The 24,289-nt window shown below is 63.9% G+C and carries 24 protein-coding genes and 1 tRNA gene; 13 read left to right on the top strand and 12 right to left on the bottom strand.

Annotated features, from left to right (window positions below; genetic code table 11):
• Positions 1-7 precede the first annotated feature (7 nt).
• On the bottom strand, positions 8-994 hold the full coding sequence (locus tag V1294_RS03215; RefSeq protein WP_334495108.1) for a lipo-like protein: 987 nt from the start codon (positions 992-994) through the stop codon (positions 8-10).
• 189 nt (positions 995-1,183) lie between these two features.
• Between V1294_RS03215 and V1294_RS03210 the strand changes: the two genes are divergently transcribed.
• Positions 1,184-2,584, top strand: coding sequence for a flavin monoamine oxidase family protein (locus tag V1294_RS03210; RefSeq protein ID WP_334495106.1), 1,401 nt, complete (start codon positions 1,184-1,186; stop codon positions 2,582-2,584).
• The gene (locus V1294_RS03205; RefSeq protein ID WP_334495104.1) at positions 2,584-3,252 is read left to right on the top strand and encodes an ATP-binding protein; all 669 of its coding nucleotides are present in this window, start codon (positions 2,584-2,586) and stop codon (positions 3,250-3,252) included. The genes V1294_RS03210 and V1294_RS03205 overlap by 1 nt, the downstream gene beginning before the upstream one ends.
• A gap of 119 nt (positions 3,253-3,371) precedes the next feature.
• On the opposite strand, the gene V1294_RS03200 is transcribed toward V1294_RS03205, so the two are convergent.
• The 5 genes from V1294_RS03200 to rpmI form a co-directional block, all read right to left on the bottom strand.
• Positions 3,372-4,142 carry a sulfite exporter TauE/SafE family protein gene (locus V1294_RS03200; RefSeq protein ID WP_334495102.1) on the bottom strand — a complete coding sequence of 257 codons (771 nt, stop codon included), beginning with the start codon at positions 4,140-4,142 and terminating at the stop codon, positions 3,372-3,374.
• A gap of 6 nt (positions 4,143-4,148) precedes the next feature.
• Positions 4,149-6,557: a phenylalanine--tRNA ligase subunit beta gene (gene pheT / locus V1294_RS03195; RefSeq protein WP_334495101.1), complete on the bottom strand. Its 2,409-nt coding sequence runs from the start codon at positions 6,555-6,557 to the stop codon at positions 4,149-4,151.
• A gap of 109 nt (positions 6,558-6,666) precedes the next feature.
• Entirely contained in the window at positions 6,667-7,749 is a 1,083-nt protein-coding gene (gene pheS, locus V1294_RS03190; protein ID WP_334495099.1) for a phenylalanine--tRNA ligase subunit alpha, read from the bottom strand.
• Positions 7,750-7,963: 214 nt separating this feature from the next.
• Complete coding sequence (gene rplT, locus V1294_RS03185; protein WP_108512729.1) at positions 7,964-8,323, bottom strand: 50S ribosomal protein L20; 360 nt, start codon at positions 8,321-8,323, stop codon at positions 7,964-7,966.
• Between the two features lie 78 nt (positions 8,324-8,401).
• Positions 8,402-8,602: a 50S ribosomal protein L35 gene (gene rpmI, locus V1294_RS03180; protein WP_008539890.1), complete on the bottom strand. Its 201-nt coding sequence runs from the start codon at positions 8,600-8,602 to the stop codon at positions 8,402-8,404.
• A gap of 261 nt (positions 8,603-8,863) precedes the next feature.
• On the opposite strand from rpmI, the gene V1294_RS03175 reads away from it, so the two are divergent.
• Positions 8,864-9,292 (top strand): hypothetical protein, encoded by a 429-nt coding sequence (locus V1294_RS03175; protein ID WP_334495098.1) that lies wholly within the window; start codon positions 8,864-8,866, stop codon positions 9,290-9,292.
• A 73-nt stretch (positions 9,293-9,365) separates the two neighbouring features.
• Here the strand turns inward: V1294_RS03175 and infC are convergent, their stop codons facing one another.
• Positions 9,366-9,905, bottom strand: coding sequence for a translation initiation factor IF-3 (gene infC / locus V1294_RS03170; RefSeq protein ID WP_057849055.1), 540 nt, complete (start codon positions 9,903-9,905; stop codon positions 9,366-9,368).
• A 223-nt stretch (positions 9,906-10,128) separates the two neighbouring features.
• On the opposite strand from infC, the gene V1294_RS03165 reads away from it, so the two are divergent.
• Positions 10,129-10,923, top strand: a complete 795-nt coding sequence (locus V1294_RS03165; protein ID WP_334495097.1) for an alpha/beta hydrolase — start codon at positions 10,129-10,131, stop codon at positions 10,921-10,923.
• A gap of 177 nt (positions 10,924-11,100) precedes the next feature.
• A complete protein-coding gene (locus V1294_RS03160; RefSeq protein ID WP_334495095.1) occupies positions 11,101-11,568 on the top strand; it encodes a nuclear transport factor 2 family protein in 468 nt (155 codons plus the stop codon).
• Between the two features lie 155 nt (positions 11,569-11,723).
• On the opposite strand, the gene V1294_RS03155 is transcribed toward V1294_RS03160, so the two are convergent.
• From V1294_RS03155 to V1294_RS03145, 3 genes are all read right to left on the bottom strand, one after another.
• Positions 11,724-12,530 (bottom strand): acyl-CoA thioesterase domain-containing protein, encoded by an 807-nt coding sequence (locus V1294_RS03155; protein WP_334495092.1) that lies wholly within the window; start codon positions 12,528-12,530, stop codon positions 11,724-11,726.
• Positions 12,531-12,629: 99 nt separating this feature from the next.
• Positions 12,630-13,868 carry a tRNA epoxyqueuosine(34) reductase QueG gene (gene queG / locus V1294_RS03150; protein WP_334495090.1) on the bottom strand — a complete coding sequence of 413 codons (1,239 nt, stop codon included), beginning with the start codon at positions 13,866-13,868 and terminating at the stop codon, positions 12,630-12,632.
• On the bottom strand, positions 13,817-14,509 hold the full coding sequence (locus tag V1294_RS03145; protein ID WP_108512723.1) for a glutathione S-transferase family protein: 693 nt from the start codon (positions 14,507-14,509) through the stop codon (positions 13,817-13,819). Before V1294_RS03145 ends, queG begins: the two co-directional genes overlap by 52 nt.
• A gap of 177 nt (positions 14,510-14,686) precedes the next feature.
• Between V1294_RS03145 and V1294_RS03140 the strand changes: the two genes are divergently transcribed.
• Positions 14,687-15,493: an undecaprenyl-diphosphate phosphatase gene (locus tag V1294_RS03140; protein ID WP_334487523.1), complete on the top strand. Its 807-nt coding sequence runs from the start codon at positions 14,687-14,689 to the stop codon at positions 15,491-15,493.
• Between the two features lie 122 nt (positions 15,494-15,615).
• Here the strand turns inward: V1294_RS03140 and V1294_RS03135 are convergent, their stop codons facing one another.
• Positions 15,616-16,584 (bottom strand): complex I NDUFA9 subunit family protein, encoded by a 969-nt coding sequence (locus V1294_RS03135; protein WP_334495087.1) that lies wholly within the window; start codon positions 16,582-16,584, stop codon positions 15,616-15,618.
• Positions 16,585-16,730: 146 nt separating this feature from the next.
• Here V1294_RS03135 and V1294_RS03130 point away from each other — a divergent pair.
• Both V1294_RS03130 and V1294_RS03125 read left to right on the top strand, forming a co-directional pair.
• Positions 16,731-16,817 (top strand) — tRNA-Leu (locus V1294_RS03130).
• Positions 16,818-17,374: 557 nt separating this feature from the next.
• Complete coding sequence (locus V1294_RS03125) at positions 17,375-18,877, top strand: hypothetical protein (protein ID WP_334495085.1); 1,503 nt, start codon at positions 17,375-17,377, stop codon at positions 18,875-18,877.
• Positions 18,878-18,948: 71 nt separating this feature from the next.
• Here the strand turns inward: V1294_RS03125 and V1294_RS03120 are convergent, their stop codons facing one another.
• Positions 18,949-20,247, bottom strand: coding sequence for a tetratricopeptide repeat protein (locus V1294_RS03120; RefSeq protein ID WP_334495083.1), 1,299 nt, complete (start codon positions 20,245-20,247; stop codon positions 18,949-18,951).
• A 220-nt stretch (positions 20,248-20,467) separates the two neighbouring features.
• On the opposite strand from V1294_RS03120, the gene V1294_RS03115 reads away from it, so the two are divergent.
• From V1294_RS03115 to lptB, 5 genes are all read left to right on the top strand, one after another.
• Positions 20,468-20,626, top strand: a complete 159-nt coding sequence (locus tag V1294_RS03115; protein ID WP_334495081.1) for a hypothetical protein — start codon at positions 20,468-20,470, stop codon at positions 20,624-20,626.
• 224 nt (positions 20,627-20,850) lie between these two features.
• Entirely contained in the window at positions 20,851-21,465 is a 615-nt protein-coding gene (locus V1294_RS03110) for a ribonuclease D (protein ID WP_334495079.1), read from the top strand.
• A 140-nt stretch (positions 21,466-21,605) separates the two neighbouring features.
• Positions 21,606-22,337, top strand: coding sequence for an LPS export ABC transporter periplasmic protein LptC (gene lptC / locus V1294_RS03105; RefSeq protein WP_334487507.1), 732 nt, complete (start codon positions 21,606-21,608; stop codon positions 22,335-22,337).
• Positions 22,338-22,342: 5 nt separating this feature from the next.
• Entirely contained in the window at positions 22,343-23,035 is a 693-nt protein-coding gene (locus tag V1294_RS03100) for an LptA/OstA family protein (RefSeq protein ID WP_417021212.1), read from the top strand.
• A gap of 193 nt (positions 23,036-23,228) precedes the next feature.
• On the top strand, positions 23,229-24,257 hold the full coding sequence (gene lptB, locus V1294_RS03095) for an LPS export ABC transporter ATP-binding protein (protein WP_334495077.1): 1,029 nt from the start codon (positions 23,229-23,231) through the stop codon (positions 24,255-24,257).
• Positions 24,258-24,289 lie beyond the last annotated feature (32 nt).

The raw sequence follows: 24,289 nt of genomic DNA, 5'->3' as shown, positions 1-24,289 counted from the left end.
CCTCCCCCTACGCCACGATCTCGCGCGGCTTCATGCGCCGCTCCGGCGCGCGGACCGGGACGTATTCGACGGCGAGATAATGTTCCGAGACGGTGACGCGTTCGATCATCATCGTTTCGCAGGTTACTTCTTCAACCGTCACTTCTTCAGCCGGAAGCGGCGCTTCTTGGTCAATCTCTTCAGGAACAAGCGGCGGCGACTTGACCTCTGGAAACACACCGAATTCGCCCGCTACCTCCTGGAGCGGCTTCTGCTTGTCGGCCCAATGCAGGGCCGTGTAGTCGAAGCCGTGCACGATGGTGGGTTTGACGATTTCGAAATAGGGCGAGATGTCGAAATCGCGCGGCATGTAGAGCGAGGAATCGCGGATATGCAGGATCTCGCGCCGGGCCTTTCTTGAGGCGGCACGCGTGATCTTGGGCAGGATCGGGTAGCGCACGGCGTCGAACGCCTGCGCGATCAGCGCCGAGCAGATGATTTTGGTGGGATCGCCGGAGCCGAACGCGATCATGCGGCGGCGCCAGCGCTGCGGCACCGGCAGCGGGATCAAATAACGCATCAGGTCGACGATATTCTTGGTGTCGTAGCCGAAGCCGATCCGGTTGATGGCGTAGCGGCACACCGTGGTGCGGTCCTCATAGGACAGGCCGATCGGGCGGCAGAGCCGGGTGTGATAGGGATAATATTTCGACAGCGGCGCCGAGGTCACGCCTTCGCCGATATTGGCCTCGATCAGGACGTGCGGCTCGCCGTCGGGTTCGAACGCGCCGTCGACCGGGCCGACGTAAAGCGCACCGTGCGACCAGGTGGACTGTGTCAGGTATTTGATGATGCCGGAGATGCGGTTGTTGCCTTCGACCAGCAGCACGTCGCCGGGCTCGATGACGCCGCGCAGATGCTCGGGGTCGCTGGGTGTGAACGGCTCATAGCCCGGGACTTCCTTCTGCAGGTAGCCCGCAATCACCTGGCCGATCGTATCGAGCATTACGCCCATGAAACTCCCCCAGAGCGGCTTTTCTCCCGCTTTTTTTGTTTCCTTATCATGGTCGCAAGCCGTTTCAATTTAGTTCATGCGCCAAACGGATCAATCATGATTGATTTACCATGAGTGTTGCTGCGTTACGTGAGATGCGGCACAGTTCGCTAGCTGTTCTCGCTCCTTTCAGGTTCCGGAAACCACGACATGACAATGACCCGCCGCACCTTCCTGTCGGCGTCCGCTGGTCTGGCAGCTATTCCGGTTTTTTGCGGGGGGCGTGCGGGGGCCGCGCCGTTGCCGCGGGAAGCTGACGTTGTGGTGATCGGCGCGGGTGCGGCCGGCATTGCTGCGGCGCGGCGGATCATGGCGGCGAACCGCAAGGTGATCGTGGTGGAGGCGGCGAGCCAGATCGGCGGCCGCTGCCAGACTGACAGTTCGACCTTCGAGGTGCCGTTCGATCGCGGCGCGCGCTGGATGCACAATCCCGAGACCAATCCGATGATCAAGCTGGCGCGCGCAGCCGGCCTCGAGATCACGACCGCGCCCTCGGGCCAGAAGATCCGCATCGGCCGCCGCAACGCCCGCGCCGGCGAGACCGAGCAATTTCTCGCCGCGCTGGTTCGCGCCAACCGCGCGATCGACGACGCCGCGCGGCGGTTCGACGTCTCCTGTGCCTCCGTGCTGCCGAAGGACCTCGGCGACTGGGCCGACACGGTGGAATTTGTGCTGGGCGCCAGTTTCGCGGGCAAGGATTTGAAAGATGTCTCCGTCGGCGACAAGGCCCGCGCGCAGGATCGCAATACCGCGATCGGCTGTCGTCAGGGATTGGGCACGCTGATCGCAAAGCTCGGCGAGCAGGTGCCGCTATCGCTGTCGACACCGGCCAATCGCATTGTCTGGAGCAACCGCGATGTCAGCGTGGAAACGCCGGCGGGAAGGATCACCGCGCGTGCCGCGGTGATCACTACGTCGACCAACGTGCTGGCCGCCGGAAATATCAAGTTCGCGCCTGATATCCCGAAGCGTATGCTCGACGCGGCTTCGAAACTGAGCCTCGGCAGCTACGACCGGATCGCGCTGCAGATGGCGGGCAATCCGCTGGGCCTCGCCCGTGACGACGTCGTTATCGAGCAGAGCAATTCGACGAAGACATCGCTGATATCAGCCAATATCGGCGGGTCGTCGCTCTGCACGATAGACGTCGGCGGTTCGTTCGGCCGCGATCTCTCCGCGCAGGGCGAGAAGGCCATGGTGGCGTTTGCGGTGGAATGGCTGACGAAACTGTACGGCAGCGAGGCTGCGGCCGCGGTGAAGAAGTCGAGCGCGACGCGCTGGAACGCGGCGCCGTTCGCGCTCGGCGCGATGTCGGCGGCCGGTCCCGGCGGGCAATCGTCGCGAAAGGTTCTGACCGAACCGATCGGCTGCATGTATCTTGCCGGCGAGGCCACCCATGAAACGCTGTGGGGCACGATCGACGGCGCCTGGGAAAGCGGCGAGCGCGCTGCGGAATCGGCGTTGCGGCGGATCGGTGCATTGAAGGATCCCGAGCCGGAGGCGCGGCCGGCGAAACAGCGGCGGCGCGGGCAGGGATCCTCGATCAACTGATGGTACGCCCGAAAGCACTGATCTCCTGGTCGAGCGGCAAGGATTCGGCCTTTGCGCTGTGTGAAGTGATGCACGCGGGCGAGTTCGATGTGGTCGGTGCGCTGACCACGGTGACCGAGACGTTCGGCCGGGTATCGATCCACGGTGTGCGGCAGGAGATACTGCAGGCGCAATGCGAAGCCGCTCGTTTGCCACAGCGGATCGTGCCGATCCCCTATCCCTGTCCGAACGAGATCTACGAGACGCGGATGGGCGAGGCGATCGCGCAGGCCGTCGCTGACGGCATCACGCACATGATCTTCGGCGATCTTTTTCTCAGAGATATCCGCGCCTATCGCGAACAGAAACTCGCGGGCACCGGCATCACGCCGGTGTTTCCGCTGTGGGAACGGCCGACGGCGGAACTGGCGCAGGCGATGATCGCAAGCGGGCTGGAGGCGCATATCGCCACCGTCGATCTGAAGCAGTTGCCGGCGGCGTTTGCCGGCCGCGCATTCGATGCGGCCTTGCTGGCCGATTTGCCCGAAGGCGTCGACGCTTGCGGCGAGAACGGCGAGTTTCACACCTGCGTGGTGGCGGGGCCGATGTTTTCGCGGCGGCTTATGGTCACAACAGGCGAACGCGTCGAGCGCGACGGTTATGCGTATTGCGATCTGGTGATGGGTTAATGCAGGAATCGTAGGGGGGCAAAGCGAAGCGTGCCCACCATGCCAACGTAGATCTCGCTCTTGATGGTGGGCATGCTACGCTTTGCCCACCCTACAGATCTACGCAGCTTGAGGCAGCGTCAGCGCAGCACGCCATCCAGCGCCGGCAGGCCGAAGATAACGGCCGCCGCGATCAGCGCGTAGCAGATCGCGCGGAATACGGTTTCGCTGGCTTTGCCGAACAGCGAGGCGCCGAACCAGACGCCGACGGCATAGACCGGGCCGACCACGAGCGCGAACAGGATCGCATTCATCGTGATCAGTCCGGCCGCGGCGTAGCTGACGGCGGAAAAGAGATCCGACGCGCCGAAGAACAGCAGGATATTGGCGCGGGCGATCACGGACGGAAGCGGGCGGCCGAGCCAGTAGCCGACGATCGGCGGGCCGCCGGTCTGGGCGAGCCCGCTGCAAAAGCCGGATAGCCCGCCGATGCCGACCGAGACCGCCGCGTGGTCCTTGCCGCGGTAGCGCCAGCCCGACAGCAACAGCAACAGCAGTGCGAAGACGAAGCCGGAAATGATCCAGCGCGTCGTCTCGGGTTCGAGCCTGCTCAGGAAATAAGTGCCGATCGGGACGCCGATCAGCGCGCCTGTCACCATGATGGCGGTCGCCTTCCGATCGGCCTTTTGCCACGCGCCCGGCAGCAGCGGCGCGGCGGCGACGAAATCGATGATCAGGAGCAGCGCGGCCACGAGCCGCGGGTCGGCGATGGAGCTGGCGAGCGGCATGAAGATCAGCGCCGAACCGAATCCGGAAAATCCTCGCGCCGTTCCCGAGATGAAGGCGACCGCAGAGATCGCGATCGCCGCGTTGATGCCGACGTCAGCCGGAATGAGCGCCGCAGGGTTCATGCGGCATCATGCCCGTAACGTGCCGCCGGTCTTCTTCGTCACCTCGGCCACGATCTTCGTCGCCACTGCATCGATCTCCTGGTCCGTCAGGGTTTTTTCGCGCGGCTGGATCGTCACGGCAATCGCGATCGACTTCTTGTTCGGATCGATGCCCTTGCCTTCGTAGACGTCGAACACCGTCACATCCGTGATCAGCTTCTTATCCACGCCGTGCGCCGCACGCACGATGTCGCCGGCCTTTACGCCGCGATCGACGATGAAGGCAAAGTCGCGCGACACCGGCTGGAAGGCGGAGAGTTCAAGCAGCGGCTTGGCCCGGGTCGGCTTCTTCTTGGCGTCGGGAATGCGGTCGAGGATGATTTCGAACGCCATCAACGGACCGTCGGCGCCGAGCGCTTCCAGCGAGCGCGGATGCAGCTCGCCGAAATAGCCCAGCACATTCTGCGGGCCGATCTGGATGGTGCCGGAGCGCCCGGGATGCAGCCAGCTCGCGCCGCCCGGCACGACCTGCAGCGCCTGCATTGGCGCGCCGGCGGCCGCGAGCACGGCGAACGCATCGGCCTTGGCATCGAGCGAATCGGTCATGGCAGAGCCCGACCAATGACGACCCATGCCTTTCGAGGACGCAAAGCCGTGGCGCACGCCTGAGGCAGCGACGAACTGGTTCTCGGGCTTGTCGCCCTTGAAGATCTGGCCGACCTCGAACAGCGCGACGTCCTGATAACCGCGGTTGGCGTTGGCCTGCGCCGCGGCGACGAGGCCCGGCAGCAGGCTCGACCGCATGTCGGAGAGGTCGGAGGCGATCGGGTTCGCGAGCGCGAGCTCAGCCTGTCCGCCGCCGAACAATTCGGCATGCGATTTGGAAATGAACGACCAGGTCACCGCCTCCACCATACCGCGCACCGCCAGCGCGCGCTTGGCGCGGCGGGTGCGGTTCTGGATCGTGGTCAGCACCGGCTTGCGGGCATCGTCGCCGCGTTCGAACGGCGTCATCGGCACTTTGTCGACGCCGACGATGCGCACGATCTCCTCGACGATGTCGGCCTTGCCGTGTACATCGGTGCGCCACGAGGGGACAGCGACCTTCACCACCGGGCCGCTGCCGGCGACCATGAAGCCGAGATGGCTGAGGATGCGCCGCATCTCGACCAGCGACACTTCGATTCCCGCCAGACGTTTGACCTCGCTCAGCGGGAAGTCGATGATGCGGTCCTCGCCGAAGGCGTTACCGACGACCACGTTCTCCGATGGCGTGCCGCCGCAGAGCTCGATGACGAGTTTGGTCGCAAGCTCGAGCCCCGGCACCATGAAGGCCGGATCGACGCCGCGCTCGAACCGATAACGCGCATCCGAATTGATGCCGAGCTTGCGGCCGGTTTGAGCGATGTTGATCTCGTTCCATAAAGCCGATTCGATCAGCACGTCGGTCGTGTTCTCGTCGCAGCCGGACGGCTCGCCGCCCATGATGCCGGCCAGCGATTCGACGCCGTGCTCGTCCGCGATTACGCAGATCGCGGGATCGAGCGTGTAGGTGCGGCCATCGAGCGCCAGCAGGCTTTCGCCTTGCTTGGCCCGGCGCACGGTGAGATTGCCGTTCACCTTCCTGGCGTCGAACACGTGGAGCGGCCGGGCGCGGTCGTAGGTCATGAAGTTGGTGATGTCGACCAGCGCGTTGATCGGCCGCAATCCGATCGACGTCAGCCGCTTCTGCAGCCACTCGGGGGAGGGGGCGTTCTTGACGCCGCGCACCAGCCGTAGCGCGAAGCCCGGACACAACGTGGCGTCTTCCACCGTCACCTTCACCGGGCAGGGGAATTCGCCCTTGACCGGCTTGATACCGGGATCGATGAGCTTGCCCATGTCGGCGGCGGAGAGATCGCGCGCGATGCCGTGCACGCCGGTACAGTCCTGGCGGTTCGGCGTCAGATTGATTTCGAGCACGGGATCGCCGAGGCCGGCCCATTCGGCATAGCCCTTGCCGATGGGCGCATCCGCCGGTAGCTCCATGATGCCGTCATGGTCCTCGGAAATCTCGAGCTCAGCCGCCGAGCACAGCATGCCGCGGCTTTCGACGCCCCGGATGGTGCCGACGCCGAGCGTGATGTTCTTGCCGGGGATGAAGGTGCCGGGCGGCGAAAAGACGCTGACGAGGCCGGCGCGTGCATTCGGTGCTCCGCATACCACCTGCACCGGTGCGCCGCCGTCGCCGGTATCGACCATGCACACCCGCAGGCGATCCGCATTCGGATGCTGCTCGGCGGAAATCACCCGCGCAATCGAAAACGGCGCCAGCGCCTTCGCCTTGTCCTCGATGTTCTCGACCTCGAGCCCGATCATGGTGAGCTTGTCGGCAAGCTTTTCCAGCGGCTCGTCGGTGTCGAGATGTTCCTTCAGCCAGGAGAGCGTGAATTTCATGGTGTTTGCTTCTCTTGTCCCCGCTCCCGCGCGCGGGTCGCGACGAGCTTCGCTCGCGCTGGGAGGGTCAGGGTGGGGGCGCTCTCCGCAACGGCAGTCTCGGCGGCGTTCACGTGCTCAATCCCCCCGCGAGCGTCGGGACGTCGAGCGGCTTGAAGCCGTAGTGATTGAGCCAGCGGACGTCGCTGTCGAACAATTGCCTGAGATCGGCGATGCCGTATTTCAGCATCGCGATGCGGTCGAGGCCCATGCCCCAGGCGAAGCCCTGATAGATGTCGGGATCGATGTTGCAGGCGCGCAGCACGTTCGGGTGCACCATGCCGCAGCCGAGAATCTCGAGCCAATCCTCGCCTTCGCCGAAACGGATCTCGCCCTTGTCGCGCCGGCACTGGATGTCGACCTCGAGCGAGGGCTCGGTGAACGGGAAGAACGACGGGCGGAACCGCATGTTGATGTGGTCGACCTCGAAGAACGCCTTGCAGAACTCGTGCAGGATCCATTTGAGGTGACCGAGATGCGAGCCCTTGTCGATGACGAGGCCCTCGACCTGATGGAACTGCGGCGTATGCGTCGCATCGGAATCGATGCGATAGGTGCGGCCCGGGCAGACCACGCGGATCGGCGGCTTCTGCGACAACATCGTGCGCACCTGCACCGGCGACGTATGCGTGCGCAACAGCATGCGCGAGCCATCCTCCTTCGGGTTGAAGAAGAAGGTGTCGTGCATTTCCCGCGCCGGATGGCCCTCGGGGAAATTCAGTTTTGTGAAGTTGTAATCGTCGGTCTCGATATCGGGACCTTCGGCAATCGCAAATCCCATGTCGGCGAAGATCGTGTTGACCTCCTCGAAGACCTGGCTCAGCGGATGGATGCGGCCGGCTTCCGCGGGCGCCTCGCGCAGCGGCAGCGTGACGTCGATGGTTTCCGAAGCAAGCCGGGCATCGAGCGCCGCCGATTTCAGGATGTCGCGGCGCGCGGAAAGCGCCTGGGTGACCTTGTCCTTGGCGAGATTGATGGCGGCGCCTTGCGTCTTCCGTTCGTCCGGCGACATCTTGCCGAGCGTGGCGAGCAAAGCCGAGATCGAGCCTTTCTTGCCGAGCGCTGCGACGCGGACGGCTTCGAGGGCGGCTTCATCGCCGGCGGCGGCGACATCGGCGAGAATCTGGGATTCGAGTTGAGCTAGGTCGGTCATGGCGATCCTTTTGACTAGGATGCTAAAGCCGATGCTCCTAGCCCGTCATGCCCGGGCTTGTCCCGGGCATCCACGTCTTACAGCGTTTGCGAGAAGGAAGGCGTGGATGGCCGGGACGTCTAGCGCGAAGACGCGCTTCGAGCTTTTTACCCGGCCATAACGACCTCAAACATCGCAGAAGAACCAAGGGCGACGGCTCAGGCCGCCAGCGCCTTTACGCCGCGAGCGCGGCCTTGGCCTTCTCGGCGATCGCCTGGAACGCCGCCGGCTCGGTGATGGCGAGATCCGACAGCACCTTGCGGTCGACCGTGATGCCCGACTTCGACAGACCGTTGATAAAGACGCTGTAGGTCATGCCGAACGGGCGCACGGCAGCATTGATGCGCTGGATCCAGAGCGCGCGGAAGGTGCGCTTCTTGCGCTTGCGGTCACGGAAGGCGTATTGCCCGGCCTTCTCGACCGCAGCCTTGGCGGCGCGAATGGTGTTCTTGCGGCGGCCGCGGAAACCCTTGGCGGCCTTGTAGACTTTCTTGTGCCTGGCGTGAGAGGTCACACCGCGTTTGACGCGAGACATGACTGCTATCCTTGAATTTTTAAATCGGTGATGGATCGCCGCGCGGACGCGGCCGGCTTTAGCGGAATGCGAGCGCGATCAGGCGTTCGGCAAGAAGTACTTCTTGACGTTGTCGCCGTCGGTCTTGAACAGCACGCGGGTGCCGCGGAGCTGACGAATCTGCTTCTTGGTCCGCTTGATCATGCCGTGGCGCTTGCCGCGCTGGGCGTGCATCACTTTGCCGGTGGCAGTCACCTTGAAGCGCTTTTTAGCGCCTGACTTGGTCTTCAGCTTGGGCATTTGGCTCTCCTATCGGCCACAGAAAAATGCGCCCGAGGGGCGCTTTTGCGGCTTAAAATGCTCGTTAGAGCGTTGAAAGTGCTCAGGTTTTTTCGAAAACGAACCAACCCGCACGGACATCGACACGGCAGCCCTTGATCAGCCGGGCGATGAAGGTCGGGCTTATGGCAGAGGAAGCGCCAATTGGCAATGATGAACCGCGGCTCCCCACGCCGCTACCTATCGCTGACGTCGTTAAACATCCCGTGCGGAGTAGGAACAATGACCCGTTTTCAGCGATCGATTGCCAGTTTTGACGCTTCTCCCGGCCTTCGCACCGCGCGCTGGCTTCCCGTTTTCGCCGCGCTAGCCGTCCTGGCGGCCCCGGTGACCGCCGAAGCTGCGAGGGGAGCCAGGGCAATCCGAGCCTATGACGGAACCTGGAACGTAGTCTTCGCCACCACGCGGGGCAATTGCAGTTCAGGCTACAGTGTTCCCTTCACCGTCATCGGCAGCCGGGTTTCATCGGCCGGCGGCGGCAGGGTTTCGGGATCAATCAGTCGCGCGGGCGTTGTTGCGGTCAGGGTTTCGGTCGGCGCATCCCACGCCAGCGGCGGCGGCCGGCTTGTAGGCAGCTACGGTGCGGGCTGGTGGCGCGGCATCATCACCGGTGACTATTGTAACGGTACCTGGCAGGCTACGCGCGGCTGACTTTTCAAAAAAACGAAATCGGCCCGTCGGATATGTGACGGGCCGTTTCATATCGTCCGATGCTGAATTCAAATCAGCGCGGTGCCAGCACCATCACGACCTGGCGGCCTTCGAAACGTGCATCCTGCTCGACCTTGGCGAACTCGGCGACATCGGCCTTCACCTTGTCCAGAAGCTTGGTGCCGATCTCCTGGTGCGCCATTTCACGGCCACGGTAGCGCAAGGTGATCTTGACCTTGTCGCCTTCCTCGAAGAACCGCTGCATCGCGCGCATCTTCACGTCGTAATCGTGATCGTCGATCATCGGCCGCAGCTTGATCTCCTTGATCTCGACGATCTTCTGCTTCTTGCGGGCCTCGGCAGCTTTCTTCTGTGCCGAATACTTGAACTTCCCGTAGTCCATAATTTTGCAAACGGGAGGATTGTTGTTCGGCGAAATCTCGACGAGATCCATGCCCGCCTCGAGGGCCATCTTGATGGCGACCACGGTTTCGACGGTTCCGTGGTTGAGGCCGGTCTGATCGATCAGCTGGATCTGCGCGTTGCGGATATCATCATTGGTGCGCGGCCCGTCTTTGGTTGCAGCGGGCGGGGCTCTGTTGGGACGGCGAATGGGTAACTCTCCAAAGTTGTGAAAGGAAGGGCCGTAGTTTGAAGCAATACGCTGATAACAGCAAGCGAACTCACGCTCTGCGCCCGAAAACCGTCAAATGCGAGGCATTTCGGTCACGTGCGGCAAATATAGCGCGGCGGGCCGATCCGCAAGCGCCGGGCGGTCGTGCTTGACCGATGAAGCGCGCTCACGGACAAAGCAGCGGGGCGAGAGTGACAGATCCATGACCAATTCAGCACCAATCGACCAGGAACCGACCTTTATCGAGGTAGGGGAGGGCAGTGGCCTCCGCCGGATCGCGGTGCGCGCCCGTGACGGCGGCGGGCCCGGGCTGTTCTGGCTGGGCGGCTTCAATTCCGACATGAGGGGCACCAAGGCGCTGGCGCTGGACGCCTGGGCCGCGGAACATGGCCGCGCCTGTATCAGGTTCGATTATTCCGGCCATGGCGAATCGGGCGGCGCTTTCATCGACGGCACCATCGGCCGCTGGCTGGAAGAGGCCATCGCCGTGTTCGAGCAGTTCTGCCGGGGGCCGCAGGTCGTGATCGGCTCGTCGATGGGCGGCTGGATCGCGCTGCTGCTGGCGCGCGCCATCGCAAGCCGCGAGGCGAAGCAGGCGACGCTCGCCGGGCTGGTACTGATTGCGCCGGCGCCTGATTTCACCGAGCAATTGATGTGGAACGCTTTCTCTGACGAGATTCGCGAGGAGATCAGCACCAAGGGCGTGTGGATGCGGCCGTCGGAGTATGGCGACGGCGCGCCCTATCCGATCACGCGCGCGCTGATCGAGGAGGGCCGCAACCATCTGCTGCTCGGCAGCGCCATCGAGGTCGGATGTCCGGTGCGCATCCTGCAGGGCGCGCAGGATCCCGACGTGCCCTGGCAGCACGCCTTCGCGCTGGCGCACCGGCTGCCGGCGGAGGACGTGGTACTGACCATGATCCAGGACGGCGACCACCGCCTGTCGCGCCCGCAGGACATCGCGCGCATCATGGCGGCGGTGGCGGAGATGGGGTGAGTTTTTCTCTTCCTTCCTTCTCCCCTTGTGGGAGAAGGTGCCTTCGCGATAGCGAAGGCGGATGAGGGGTCTCTATCCGCGGAGACAGACCCCTCACCCGTCTCGAATGAGCTGACGCTCATTCGATCCACCCTCTCCCACAAGGGGAAGGGAAAAAGCGAGCGGGGAGGCAACGCCATGAACGCATCCACCATGCTCCGCGCCTTCTGCGACGCCGTCGAGCAGCGCAACGGCAAGGCGTTCGCGGAACTGTTCACCGAAGACGGCGTCTATCACGACGTGTTTTACGGCGCGTTCGAAGGCCGCGCGAAAATCGCAGGGATGATCGACGACTGGTTCTATCGCACGGCCACCGATTTCCGCTGGGACATGCACGACCCCGTCAGCAACGGACATACGCTGTATGTGCGCTACACCTTCAGCTACCGCTCGACGCTGCCGGAAGCCGAGGGGGCGCGGGCAATGTTCGAGGGCGTGGCCATCATGCGGCTGTGCGACGGCAAGATCGCAGAGTACCACGAGGTCGCCAACACCGCGCCGGCCTTCGTCGATCTCAAATTCGCGCCGGAGCGGATCGCGAAGATCGTCGCCAAGCAGGGCGCGGCGCTGAAGGCGCGGGCGGAGATGAAGCGGCATTTGGCGTAAGTGACGGTCTCTCCACGTCATTGCGAGCGAAGCGAAGCAATCCATAGCGCCACAAAGCAATCCATAGCGCCACAAAGGAAGAGTGAATTGCTTCGTCGCTACGCTCCCTTGCGCAAACGCTTCGCGTTTGTCGCAGGCAATGACGGCTGCGGCAACTATGGCAGCGGCACGTTGGTCGTCGGCTTGCGCTGCGCGAGCGCCGCGACCGTGGACGTCCCGATCGGACCCTGCTCGTCATAGAGCCAGCATTCGCCGATTGCGATGCCGTCGGTGGCGTGGTGGTTGACGACCTCGAAGCCGACCCATGGCGTGACCGGCAAGCGATGCAGATAGAGCGTGACGTCGCTGTTGATGTAGCCGAGGCCCTGGTCGCCGGCATTGGCAAACGGGCTGGCGAAATCCGCACCGGTGGCGACATGCACGAAGGGCGACATCGGCACGCCCTCGACGAGTTCGCGCACCTCGCTCATCCACAGCCGCCGCGGCCCGAGCGCACCCATGTGGCCTACGATCGGCCGCGTGGTCCATTTGCCGTTCATGCCGAGCCTGGGATCGGTGGGCTTTGGAATGTCCGACGGCTTCGGCGCATCCCAGTTCGGCGGCGACCAGACATTGCCCGGCGCGTTTTCCGTCCTGCGCAACAACTGGCAGGAGGCGCGCGCCATGCGGGTGCCGCCACTGATGAACTCGGCTTCCACCACCCTGATGCGCATGCCGTCGCGGATAAGCCGGGTCGTGACCTCGATCGGCGTCGTGATGTTGGGAAGGCGGAACATGTCGACGGTGAGCCGCGCCGGCACGAAATCGTCGGAGCCGTGGCGCTGCTCGATCACATGGGCGAGCAGGCCGACAACGACACGGCCGTGCAGGGAATTGGGGTCCCAGGCTCCGTTCGCAACCGGCGTGGGCATGAAGCTATCGTTGACGCGATCGTGGGTGAAGAAAGGCTGATTTTTTGTCATGGCGAGCGACCATGGCGGATTTGGATGTCCCTGTCATCGTCCGCCTTGCGCGCAATTGCGCACTGGGGCGGACGATCCAGTACGCCGTGACATATCGGTTCAGCCGAGATGCCCGGGAGTACTGGATGCCCCGCCTTCGCGGGGCATGACGACGGAGGTTTGCCGCCATTCCGAGCGGACATCTTCATCCGTCTCGACGCCGACCGCGTTCGCCGCCAGCGCGTCAAACCTCTCCCGCTCCATCAGCTGCGACAGCGCCCACACCGCCGCACCGCGAACCAGCGGGCTTGCATCATCCAGCAGGCGTTCGGCCGCCGGCGCCAGCGATGCATCACCCGCGTTGCCGATCGCGATCAGCACGTTGCGGACAAAACGGTCGCGGCCGATGCGCTTAACCGGCGATTTGGTAAACAGCGCGCGGAAGGCGGCGTCGTCGAGCCGCGCCAGTTCGACAAGCGAAGGCGCGCGTAGCTCCGCCCGCGCGGCCAGTTTCGCCTCGCGGCCTTGCTGCGCGAACTTGTTCCATGGGCACACCGCGAGACAATCGTCGCAGCCATAGATGCGGTTACCGATGGCTTTGCGAAATTCGCGCGGGATCGGGCCCTTGTTCTCGATCGTCAAATACGAGATGCAGCGCCGCGCATCGAGCTTGTAGGGCGCCGGGAAAGCCGCGGTCGGGCAGATCTCCTGGCAGGCGTTGCAGGAGCCGCAATGATCGGTGTCGGCGGTATCGCGCGGCAGCTCGGTGGCGGTGAAGATCGCACCGAGAAACAGCCATGAGCCGAATTCGCGCGAGACCAGGTTGGTGTGCTTGCCTTGCCAGCCGAGCCCCGCCGCCTGCGCCAGCGGTTTTTCCATCACCGCTGCGGTATCGATGAATACTTTCACCTCGTCACCTGACGCGGCGACCAGCCATCGCGCCAGCATCTTCAGCCGCTTCTTGATGACGTCGTGATAGTCGTCGCCCTGCGCATAGGCGGAGATTGCGCCGCGCGCACGTTGTTCGAGAAGCGCGAGCGGATTGTCATCGGGTCCATAATTGACGCCGAGCATGATGATCGAGCGCACGCCGGGCCACAGCACGCGCGGATCCATCCGCCGTTCGGGTTGGGCGGCGAGCCAGTCCATGTCGCCATGCGCGCCGGCATCGAGGAATTCGCGAAAATATTTGCCGGCAGTGCCGATCGCGTCGGGATCGGTGACGCCGATGCAGTCGAAGCCGAGCGTCTCCGCCTCGCGCTTGAGCGCGGCCTTCAGATCGGCGGCGGAGAGTTTAGCGCCCTTGTTCAGAAGTCGAGGTCCACGTAGGTCCGCGACGCCGGCACGCCCGCCAGCCATTCGCTGAGCAGCGGGCGGAACGACGGGCGGGATTTTACCCGCGCGTACCACGCCTTTGCCGCCTCGTCCTCGTGCCATGGCACATCGCCCAGATAATCGATCGCCGAAAGATGCGCTGCGGCGGCGAGATCCGCGTAGGTCAGCCGGTCGCCGGCCAGGAAGTTCCGCGTCTGCGCCAGCCAGCCGATATAGGCCAGATGATAGCGCACATTGACCTTGGCTGCGCGGATTACGTCTGTCGCCGGCGCGCCGCCGCCATTCTCCTCGCTCATGAAACGCTTGTAGATGCGCTCGGTCACCAGCGGGTTCGACGCCTCCTCGAAGAATTTTTCGTTGAACCACGCCATCAGCCGGCGCACCTCGACACGCTCGGCCATCGAGGCCGGCAACAGTCGCCGCTCGCCCGCCTCCAGGCCGTGCGTCTCGTCGAGATATTCGGCGATGATCCCGGCGCCCGGAATCGGCGGAAATCCGTCAGCCATCAAGACAGGCGTGGTGCCCGCAGGATTGAGCACGAGAAACCCTTCACGCCGCTCCCAGGCCCGTTCTTCCACCAGGCGCAGGTCGAGGCCGTGTTCGCCCAGCACCAGGCGAATGAAGCGCGAATGCGGACAGAACGGATGATGATAGAGCGTGTACATGAAATCCCTAAGTCAAAGTCGCGGCGCTGGAGGAACCCTCAAGCCGCGTCATGCGAATCGCGACACTAGCCAAGCAAACGCGCGAGACAATGGTGTTTTGCCGTTTTTTTGCGATTGCGGCATGGGATCGAATAGGCGAGAAGGGCCCGGCTTTTCCAGTCAAAAACGGACCACAGAATGATGTCTGATGCAGTGAAGGCGGTGATTCTCGGCATCATCGAGGGTATCACGGAATTTCTCCCGGTTTCCTCCACCGGCCATATGCTGCTGGCGCAACGCTTCTTCGGCCTTGGCGAGGGCGCCTTCTGGCAGAGCTTTGTGATCCTGATTCAGCTCGGCGCGATTCTTGCGATCGTGATGCTTTATTTCGTCAAACTGTCACGCGTAGCCCTCGGCATGTTCACCAATCCCGACGATCGCCGGTTCGTGATCGGCGTGCTGGTGGCGTTCCTGCCGGCGGTGGTCGTCGGCCTGGCTGTCGGCAAGTACATCAAGGAATTGCTCTTCAATCCGTGGGTGGTGTGTTTCACGCTGATCGTCGGCGGCGCGATCCTGCTGTGGGTCGATCAGCTCAATCTCAAGCCGCGCGAGGACGACGCCACGCGTTATCCGCTGATGATGTATCTGTGGATCGGCATCGCGCAATGCGTCGCGATGATTCCGGGCGTATCGCGCTCCGGCGCCAGCATCGTGGCGGCGATGCTGCTCGGCGGCGACAAGCGATCGGCGGCGGAGTTCTCCTTCTTTCTCGCGATCCCCACGATGGTCGGTGCGTTCGCCTATGATTTCTACAAGAACCGCGGCGAGATGACGGTCGACCATATCGGCGTCATCGCGATCGGATTCGTGGTGTCGTTCATCACCGCGGCGATCGTGGTGAAGACGTTCCTGACCTATGTCACCCGCCACGGGTTCACGTTCTTCGCGTGGTGGCGCGTCATCCTCGGCACGCTCGGCCTGATCGCGCTGGCGCTCGGGCGGTAGGGATCCAAAAATTGATGGATTCGTAGGGTGGGCAAAGGCGCGCTAGCGTCGTGCCCACCATTCTAGCCGAATGCACGATGTGAGATGGTGGGCACGCTTCGCTTTGCCCACCCTACGAAAAACTACACGCTCATGCGCTGGAACTGCCCGGCGGCGCGGAAGCGCCAGAGATATTGCGGGGCGATCGCCTGCATCGACTCCGGCATGATGCCGAGGCCTGCCAGCGTGAGGCCCGCGGACTTCGCCGCGTCCGATACCACATTGTCGGACTGCAGCATCATCACCTGGTCCGGCGTCAGCTTCAGCATGCCCGGCGCGAACTGCAGGAACATCGCCTGCATCTTCGCCAAACCCCACGGCAGCGAAATCAGCATGCGCTTGCGCCCGGTGATCGCGAGGATGACTTCCATGATCTCGCGCATCGTCAGCACTTCCGGCCCGCCGAGCTCGTAGGTCGCCCCAGATGCGGTGTTGCCGTCGACGGCATTGGCCACCGCGGTCGCGACGTCGCCGACATAGACCGGCTGCATCCGGGTCACGCCGCCGCCAATCAGCGGCAGGAAGGGCGATATCCGGGCCAGCGCCGCAAAGCGGTTGGTAAACTGATCCTCGGGGCCGAACACCACCGAGGGCCGCAGGATCGTGGCGGAGGGGACGGCGGCCAGCACGGCCTTTTCGCCCGATGCCTTGGAGCGGCCATAGCCCGAGGGCGAGTTCTCGTCGGCGCCGATCGCGGACACGTGCACCATCCGGGCGCCTGCGGCAGCGGCGGCCTTGGCGACCGTTTCGGCGCCCTTGGCCTGTACGGCGTCAAAGGTCTGCGCGCCGCTCTCGGCCAGGGTGCCGACCAGGTTGATTGCGACTTGCGAATCGCGCATCGCCGCCTCGACGGATGCCGGATAGCGCAGATTGGCCTGCACGGCGTGGATCTGACCGACCCGGCCGAGTGGCTGCAGGTGCCCGGCCAGTTCCGGCCGACGCACCGCCACCCTGATCCGGTATTCGCGCTTGGCCAGCGCCCGGACCACGTTTCGCCCCAGAAACCCCGATCCGCCAAAAACCGTGACGAGCGTTTCCAGGTTCGATGCCATGGTCAATTCCTGCGGGTCGAATTCGAGAGATATCGGTTGAATTTAGCGGATTCGCGATACGCCAACACGCGGCCGCTGTACAGCGTATTTGGGCGGCATTGAAGCGATTTGACAAGCGCGTGACCGTTCCTTACTAACCCGCCCGGGCCCAGGTGGCGGAATTGGTAGACGCGCTGGCTTCAGGTGCCAGTGGCTTCACGGCCGTGAAGGTTCGAGTCCTTTCCTGGGCACCATTGCCCTTGCCCATGATTCGCGAAAATGCGGGCGGTTTGATCCGCCGGCGGCGGCAGCTAGTCGCCGCGTCGCTGCTGCGTGGACGAAGCCCAGATCGCTTCTGCCTCATCAAGGAGCTGTTGATTTTCAGGATCTATGGAATCGCCGAGCATCGAGCGAGCGCCCTTTAACAGCGGACTCCGCCTTGCGAATTTGCCGGTCAATGCTGGTCACGACGATGCTCACTCCGGTTGGGCGCTGAAACCGATCAAATCCCATCAACCCTGATCACCATCAAGCACGCAACGTAAGAATGATTTAACTGCCAGTATGCAACTTGCGACGGTCTGATAGCGGTTCTTGAAGGCGACCCTGTCGTCGGCGGCTGCCGCGGGGACGATGTGAGCCGCGCAGATCCCATTAAATCCCGGCCGGGCTTCTCAGCTGCCAGGCCGGATCGAGTGACACCGGGTTTCGCATGAATTCGGCCGCCGCTGACCGTCCTCAAGAAGGGCAAGTCGACATGTCCGCGCAGCGCGGACCGAGTTCGCGCTGGCTCCTGACGGCGCTGGCGCTTGTGGTCGTGCTGGCGATTCCCCTCTTCCTCGTCGATGTGCCCCCCATACTGGACTATCCAAACCATTTGGCACGTTACTTCGTGCTGGCGCATCCGGGCGATCCCGTGCTGTCGCAGATGTATCTTCCGCGTTGGGGATTGATTCCAAATTTGGGCATGGATGTGCTCGGCGCCGGACTTTTGAGACTCACCGATGTTCACGTCGGGGGTCGGATCCTGCTGGCCTTCAGTCTTTTCGCGCCAGTGGCGGGCGTGGTCGTCTTTAGCCGTGGCGTCTTCGGTGAATTTTCATATTGGCCGCTGGCGTCAGGCACCCTCGCTTTTAACGGTATCTTCCATCTTGGATTCATGAACTTTCTGCTGGGGCTGGGACTGGCCTTCGCGGCCGCGGCCGGCTGGATTGTACTGCGACGGCGCGGTGAAGCACTGGCTGCGGTCGCGTACGCCGTGGTGGCGACGCCCGTACTGTTCTTCTGCCATCTGTTTGGCGTGCTGGTGTTCGCGTTGTTGATCGGTGCCGACGAGATCGCGCGTCTGGCCGCCTCACGCCACACCGGAAAATTGACGGTGGCCGAAGTGACGCGGACAGGGATCTTGCTCGCGATCGCGATCAGCCCGGCGGTGGTGCTGTATCTGGCGGCTCCGCTGGCCGCGGGAGCGGCGGCTCCGGCGCCGATCGCCGGCGTGGGCTACAAATTGTGGACGCTGCTGACGCCATTCATGACCACGAATATTTCGCTGACGCTGTGGACGACAGTGATTGTCATCGGCTTCCTTGCCATCGCCTGGCGGGGCACGCGCGTGAGTCCGGGGGTCTGGATCGCTCTCGGAATTCTGGCGATGGTCTATCTGATGGCGCCTTCCGAGATCAAAGGTGGCACCTTCGTCGACGTTCGCCTCGGAATGATCGTTGGATTGCTCTTCTTCGCCGGGTTCAGGCCATCGCTGAGCCCGCGACAGGCCCTGGTGGCCGGCGTGATCTTCGCGACGCTGATCGGCGCCCGCACGATCTACATCGCCGCAACCTGGATCGACCATCGGCAGACCTTGGCGGAGCTACGCGGAGCGATGGCGCAGATCGCGCCCGCTTCGCGGGTGATGATCGCCCATGGCCCGCGGGCGAGCGGGACCTATGCCGAACGACCGGAATGGGCGCTGCCCGGAATTTCCCGGCTCGACGGTCAGTTGAGCGCGTTGATGGTGATCGAACAGCGCGCGTCCTGGCCCCTGCTATTCGCAGATCCCGCACAACAGCCGATGGAGGTGACGGCGGAGTTCAGGTCGCTGTCGCAGTCTCCCGGCGGCCCGGTGGATTTTGCCTGGCTTTCCGACGCGGATGCGCCTGCCGCCAGGCTGAAGCAGGCGCCGTACCTGAAGAGCTGGCGTGCCGACTTCGACGCCGTGCTGCTGATCGACCCGCCGGCGCTTCTTCCGTCAACGCCTGAAGGTCTGACGCCGGTGCATGCCGCGCCGTTTGCCGTGCTGTATCGAATTCAGCATTGAAGCAGCAGATACAGGCCGTGCCGTCGGACCTTCTGGCAGGTTCGCGCGCCGGATCTGCCAAATCAGTGAACTCAGGGATTTCCCGACGGCTTTGGCCGGCCGCTCGCCGCGAACGCCGCCTCGACGCGCGCATAGCCTTCGCTTGCGGCGGGCATCCGCGGGTCGAGCCCGCGCGCGACGCGGAAATCGTCGAGCGCTTCCGGCAGCCGGCCGAGCTTCTCGTGGCTTTGCGCACGCTCGACATAGAGGCCCGCCTGCATCGGCGCGTTGCGGATCGCGAGCGTGAAGTCGTCGAGCGCCTTGTCGTGCGCGCCACGCTCGCGAAACATGCCGCCGCGCTGCACATGGGGGCCGACCATGCGCGGGTCGAGGCGGATCGCCTCGCCGAAATCCCGGATGGCGCCATCGAGGTCGCCGTCGGCGCGCCGCAGGATGCCGCGGGCCTCGTAGGCCTCGGCATGTTTCGGATCGAGGCGGATCGCCTCGTTGAAGTCGGCCGCGGCGCGCTCGCGCTGGGCGGCGCCGAGCGCAATCATGCCGCGCGTCACCCGCGCCTCGGCTGACTTCGGATCGAGCCGTACGCCTTCCTCGGCTTCGGCGAGCGGCTCGCCGTGCGCTTTCATCAAGGTCAGGACGACGGCGCGGCGGCTGTGTGCGATGGCCAGGCCGGGTTCGAGCTTGATCGCCTGATCGAGGTCGGCGAGCGCGCGTTCGGCGCTGCCGCCTTTGCGCAGCAGGCTGTCGGCCCGCTCGACATAGAACACGGCGAAGTAGGGCTGGATCGCGATTGCCGCGGCGGCGTCGGTAATGGCGCGGTCGTAGTCGCGCTTGCGGCGGTGGCTCGCCGCCCGAGCGACCTTGTAGAACGGATCGCCCGGATCCATCACGATCGCCTGGCTGAGGTCCTTGAGCGCGCGCTCGTCGTCGCCCTTTGTCTGATAGGCCTTGCCGCGTGCGGCGTAATGGCTTGCCCGCCGCGGGTCGCGGCCGATCAACTCGCTCAGGTCGGCGATGGCGAAATCGAAGTCACCGCGCTTCTGGTAGGCCGCGGCGCGCTCGAGCAATGCCTGCGTATCACGCGGCTCGAGCCGGATCACTTTGCCGAAATCGCCGATCGCCGTATCGAGATCGCCCTTGAGATCGCCTTTGCCGGCGAGATGGCGCCCGCGCGCCATGTAAACCTTGGCGAGGGCGCGGTCATCGAATTGCAGGCCGAGCAGCGGGATTTCCGCGACCAGGACGATCCGCGAGCAGGCGCTGATCGCGTCAGGGCCGCCGTCGCCGGCCGTGCAGGCCGCGAAGTCGCCGGATGGCGAGCAGGCGGCGAGGCCGAGGGCAAGCCCGAGCAGCAAGATGACGTCGCGAACCATAGCTTCACCCCGGTACCAATTCGCCGAGGATTTGGTCGCCGTGGAGGCGCGCCGGGTTCGAGATCCCCGGGCCACTATGTCCCGCGGGCGGACTTCTTTGGCGGTGGTTCCATCTAACGAGATTTCGACGCCAAATTAGCTAAATACAACAGTAAAAACAATGCGTTAATGGTTGATTTAGGGTCTGCGCGAGCGCATACTTCCGACGTGGAGCATGCCCATGACCGAGAACATCAAGCTACCGCGCAAGCTGTCCGAAGAGCAGACGCCGTCGCCTCCGCTGCGGCCGAGCCATGCTGATGTAATCGAGAATCTCGACCGCTGGGCCAATAGCCCGGAGCTTCAGCCGCCGAAATCGTCCGGGGAGAAGACCGCCTGATTGGCTCGTGCTCTCGAAGCTGGCCGCAACGATGGCGGCGTCGCCGTGGCACCCATGGCAGCCAATATGGCAGCTGACTTGGCAGCCGAACGTCCTGTAAGCGGACAAAATCGCCACGAAGCCGCCAATTCCCGTCGTATAAGCCATGTCCAGCCGCTCGCCTCCTGCGGCTGCGGGCGCTAGTGTTTCCGTCGAATCGACCCTGAGATACGAGGCTTTCCTACATGACCATCCGCCTGCATCGCGGCGATCTGCCCGATTTGTCCCGCTACAAGGATTCGGTGGCGATCGATACCGAAACCATGGGGCTCAACCCGCATCGCGACCGGCTCTGCGTGGTGCAGATGTCGAACGGCGACGGCAGCGCCGATGTCATCCAGTTCCCCAAGGGCCACACCGACGCGCCGAATCTGAAGGCGCTGCTGGCCAATCCTGCCGTCACGAAGATCTTTCACTTCGCGCGGTTCGATCTCGCCGCGCTCTACAATACCTTTGGCGTGATGCCGCAGCCGGTCTACTGCACCAAGATCGCCTCGCGGCTGACCCGCACCTATACCGACCGGCACGGCCTGAAAGACCTGGTGCGCGAGGTGCTCAACATCGACCTGTCGAAGCAGCAGCAGTCGAGCGACTGGGGATCAGCGAGCCTCAGCGAGGCGCAGCTCGCCTATGCCGCGTCCGACGTGCTGCATCTGCATGCCTTGCGCGAGCGCCTCGACGCCATGCTGGCGCGCGAAGGCCGCGCGCCGCTGGCGCAAGCCTGTTTCGACTTCCTGCCGACCCGGGCCAAGCTCGATCTCGGCGGCTGGGAGGCCGAGGACATCTTCGCGCATTCGTGAACGAGACCATTTGAAGCGCCGGGGTACCTGCTTCCGCCCCGTTTCGGTCACACTCATAGCGCGTGTCCAGGCTGCATAATCCCGCGATTGCGGGTAGAATGACGCTGTCTTGTCGTTCCTGGCGGCCCCTTGGAGCAACGGTGAACTCGGTACAGAACCCAGCCTATGTCACCGGAATGGAGGCCCGCTTTGCCGCGGCCGCCCGCCACAGCCGGATGGTGCGGTTGCTGCGGGTCGCGGTCCCGGCGGCCGTGCTGCTGGCCCTGGCCAGTATCGTCCTGATCCAGGTCTTCTTGAACCCGTTCCAGGCTGGGCTGGCGAAGCTGCCCGTCGACATCAGCAATCTCGTGGTCTCCGGCACCAAAATCACCATGGAAACGCCGCACCTCGCGGGTTTCTCGACCGACCAGCGTCCATACGAATTGTGGGCCAAGGCCGCGATTCAGGATCTGACCGACCCCGATCACGTCGAGCTGCAGACGCTGCGGGCCAAGGTCATGATGGAGGACAAGAGCACGGTGACGATGGATGCGCGCACGGGATTTTTCGACAGCAAGCAGCAAATGCTGGACCTGCGCAAGGACATCTTCCTGCAATCCTCCACCGGTTACGAGGCCAAGCTTTCGCAGGCCTATGTCGATATCAACAAGGGAACGGTGACGTCGGACGAGCCTGTCGACGTCAAGCTGCTGAACGGCACGCTCACCGCGGACCGGCTCAGGATCATCAACAGCGGCGAGATCGTGCGCTTCGAAGGCAATGTCGTGATGAACCTGATCATGGAAAGCCCACCGGCGCCTGAGCCCGAGCCTGAACCGCCGCCACCACCGAGGACGCGGTCAATCTCGGGCAAGTCCGCCAACACGAAATGATATCAATGATGCAGTTCTTCTCGCGCAGTTTTGCGGCCGCAGCGCTTGCGCTCGCGTTGATCGCCTCCGGTGACGCCTTGGCGCAAGGCGCCATGTCGGGCGTGCCGAATGCGATGCAGGGCTTTTCGCAAAACCGCGATCAGCCGATTCAGATCGAGGCGGCGTCGCTCGAAATGCGCGACAAGAAAAAGGAGGCGACCTTCTCGGGAAACGTGAAGGTCGTGCAGGGCGACACCACCATGACCTCGAAGTTTCTGGTGGTGTTTTACGATTCCGGCCCGGCGCCGGCGACGCCTGCGCCGGCCGCGCCGCAGCCCGCCGCGCCGAAGGGATCGAAATCCGGGTCGATGCAGTCGGCGACCCCCGGGCCTGGCGGCAGTTCATCGATCCGCCGGCTGGAGGCCAGGGGCTCTGTCGTGGTCACGCAGAAGGACCAGGTCGTGACCGGGGAGACCGCGATCTTCGACACGCGGGCCAACCTCATCACCATGGCGGGTGGAGTCGTGCTCACCCAGTGCAAGAACGTGCTCAAAGGCGACCGCCTCAAGGTCGATATGACGACCGGCGTGTCGCGCGTCGAATCCGACACCAACAAGGTGCAGGGCATGTTCATACAGGGAGAGAATTGCGGGTCCGGATCGGGTGGCGCGAAGCAGGCTCCGGTGGCCATACCGTCGCTGATTCCCGGCAAAAAATAAGACAGATCAGTGCCTTAAAGAATATTTATGGCTCGTGCAGTTGAAGCTGGCGGTGCGAGCCTGTATCTACTGGGCAGGGCGCACGGCGGGGTGTTTCGCTGGGCAGGACATCCATTCATTCATGGTTCGCTAGCGAAGCGATTCGCCGGCGGACGCGTCGCGGAATCACCGTGAAAGGCGTAAGCGAAGCGGGATGGTGGATTTACTCGGCATGTTCCGTCGACGCCCCGCGAAACGCGGTGCTCCCGGATTTGCGCGTTCGCGCGACGACATCACTGCGCTTGGCGATTCCTTCGGCGACATGCTGAAGAGCCCGGTGCGCGATGGGCCGCCGATGGCGCGCTCCGCCGCACTGCCCGGGCTGGACTTGCCGCAGCCGCAGCCCGACGTCGAGTCGCCGCGCGACTCGCGTCCCCGTGCGCAGGCGCCTCGTTCCAAGTCTAACGCCAACTCCAACACCAAGGCCAATGGCGGCGAAGCGCCGCGGCTGATCAAGCGGCCCGGCTTCCTCGCCGTGCACAGCGTTGAAAAGAGTTTCGGCACCCGCCAGGTCGTGCGCGGCGTCAGCATCTATGTTCGCCGCGGCGAGGCGGTCGGCCTGCTCGGCCCGAACGGCGCCGGCAAGACCACGGTGTTCTACATGATCACCGGACTGATCAAGGCGGATCGCGGCGCCATCGAACTCGACGGCCACGACGTCACCAAGCTGCCGATGTATCAGCGCGCGCGGCTCGGCATCGGCTATCTGCCGCAGGAAGCCTCGATCTTCCGCGGCCTCACCGTGGAGCAGAACATCCGCGCCGTGCTCGAGGTCGTCGAGCCCAACAGGAAGAAGCGCGAGGCCGAACTCAATTCGCTGCTCGATGAATTCAACATCACGCGCTTGCGCAAATCGCCCTCGATTGCGCTGTCCGGCGGCGAGCGCCGCCGCGTCGAAATCGCGCGCGCACTGGCGACGCGTCCGAACTACATGCTGCTCGACGAACCCTTTGCCGGCATCGATCCGATCGCGGTCGGCGACATTCAGGATCTCGTTCGCCATCTCACCAACCGCGGCATCGGCGTCCTGATCACCGACCACAATGTGCGCGAAACGCTAGGGCTGACCGACCGCGCCTATATCGTCTATGCCGGGCAGATCTTGACAGAGGGCAGTCCGGAAGAAATCGTCAACGATCCGGATGTACGCCGCCTTTACCTTGGCGAGGAATTCCGCCTCTAACTCTTTTTTCGCGCGCGTCAAGCCGTGTACAA

Source organism: Bradyrhizobium sp. AZCC 1678 (genome assembly GCF_036924765.1).
Classification (GTDB): domain Bacteria; phylum Pseudomonadota; class Alphaproteobacteria; order Rhizobiales; family Xanthobacteraceae; genus Bradyrhizobium; species Bradyrhizobium algeriense.
The sequence above is the reverse complement of the archived record's forward strand: the minus strand, read 5'-3'. Positions and strand labels throughout refer to the sequence as shown.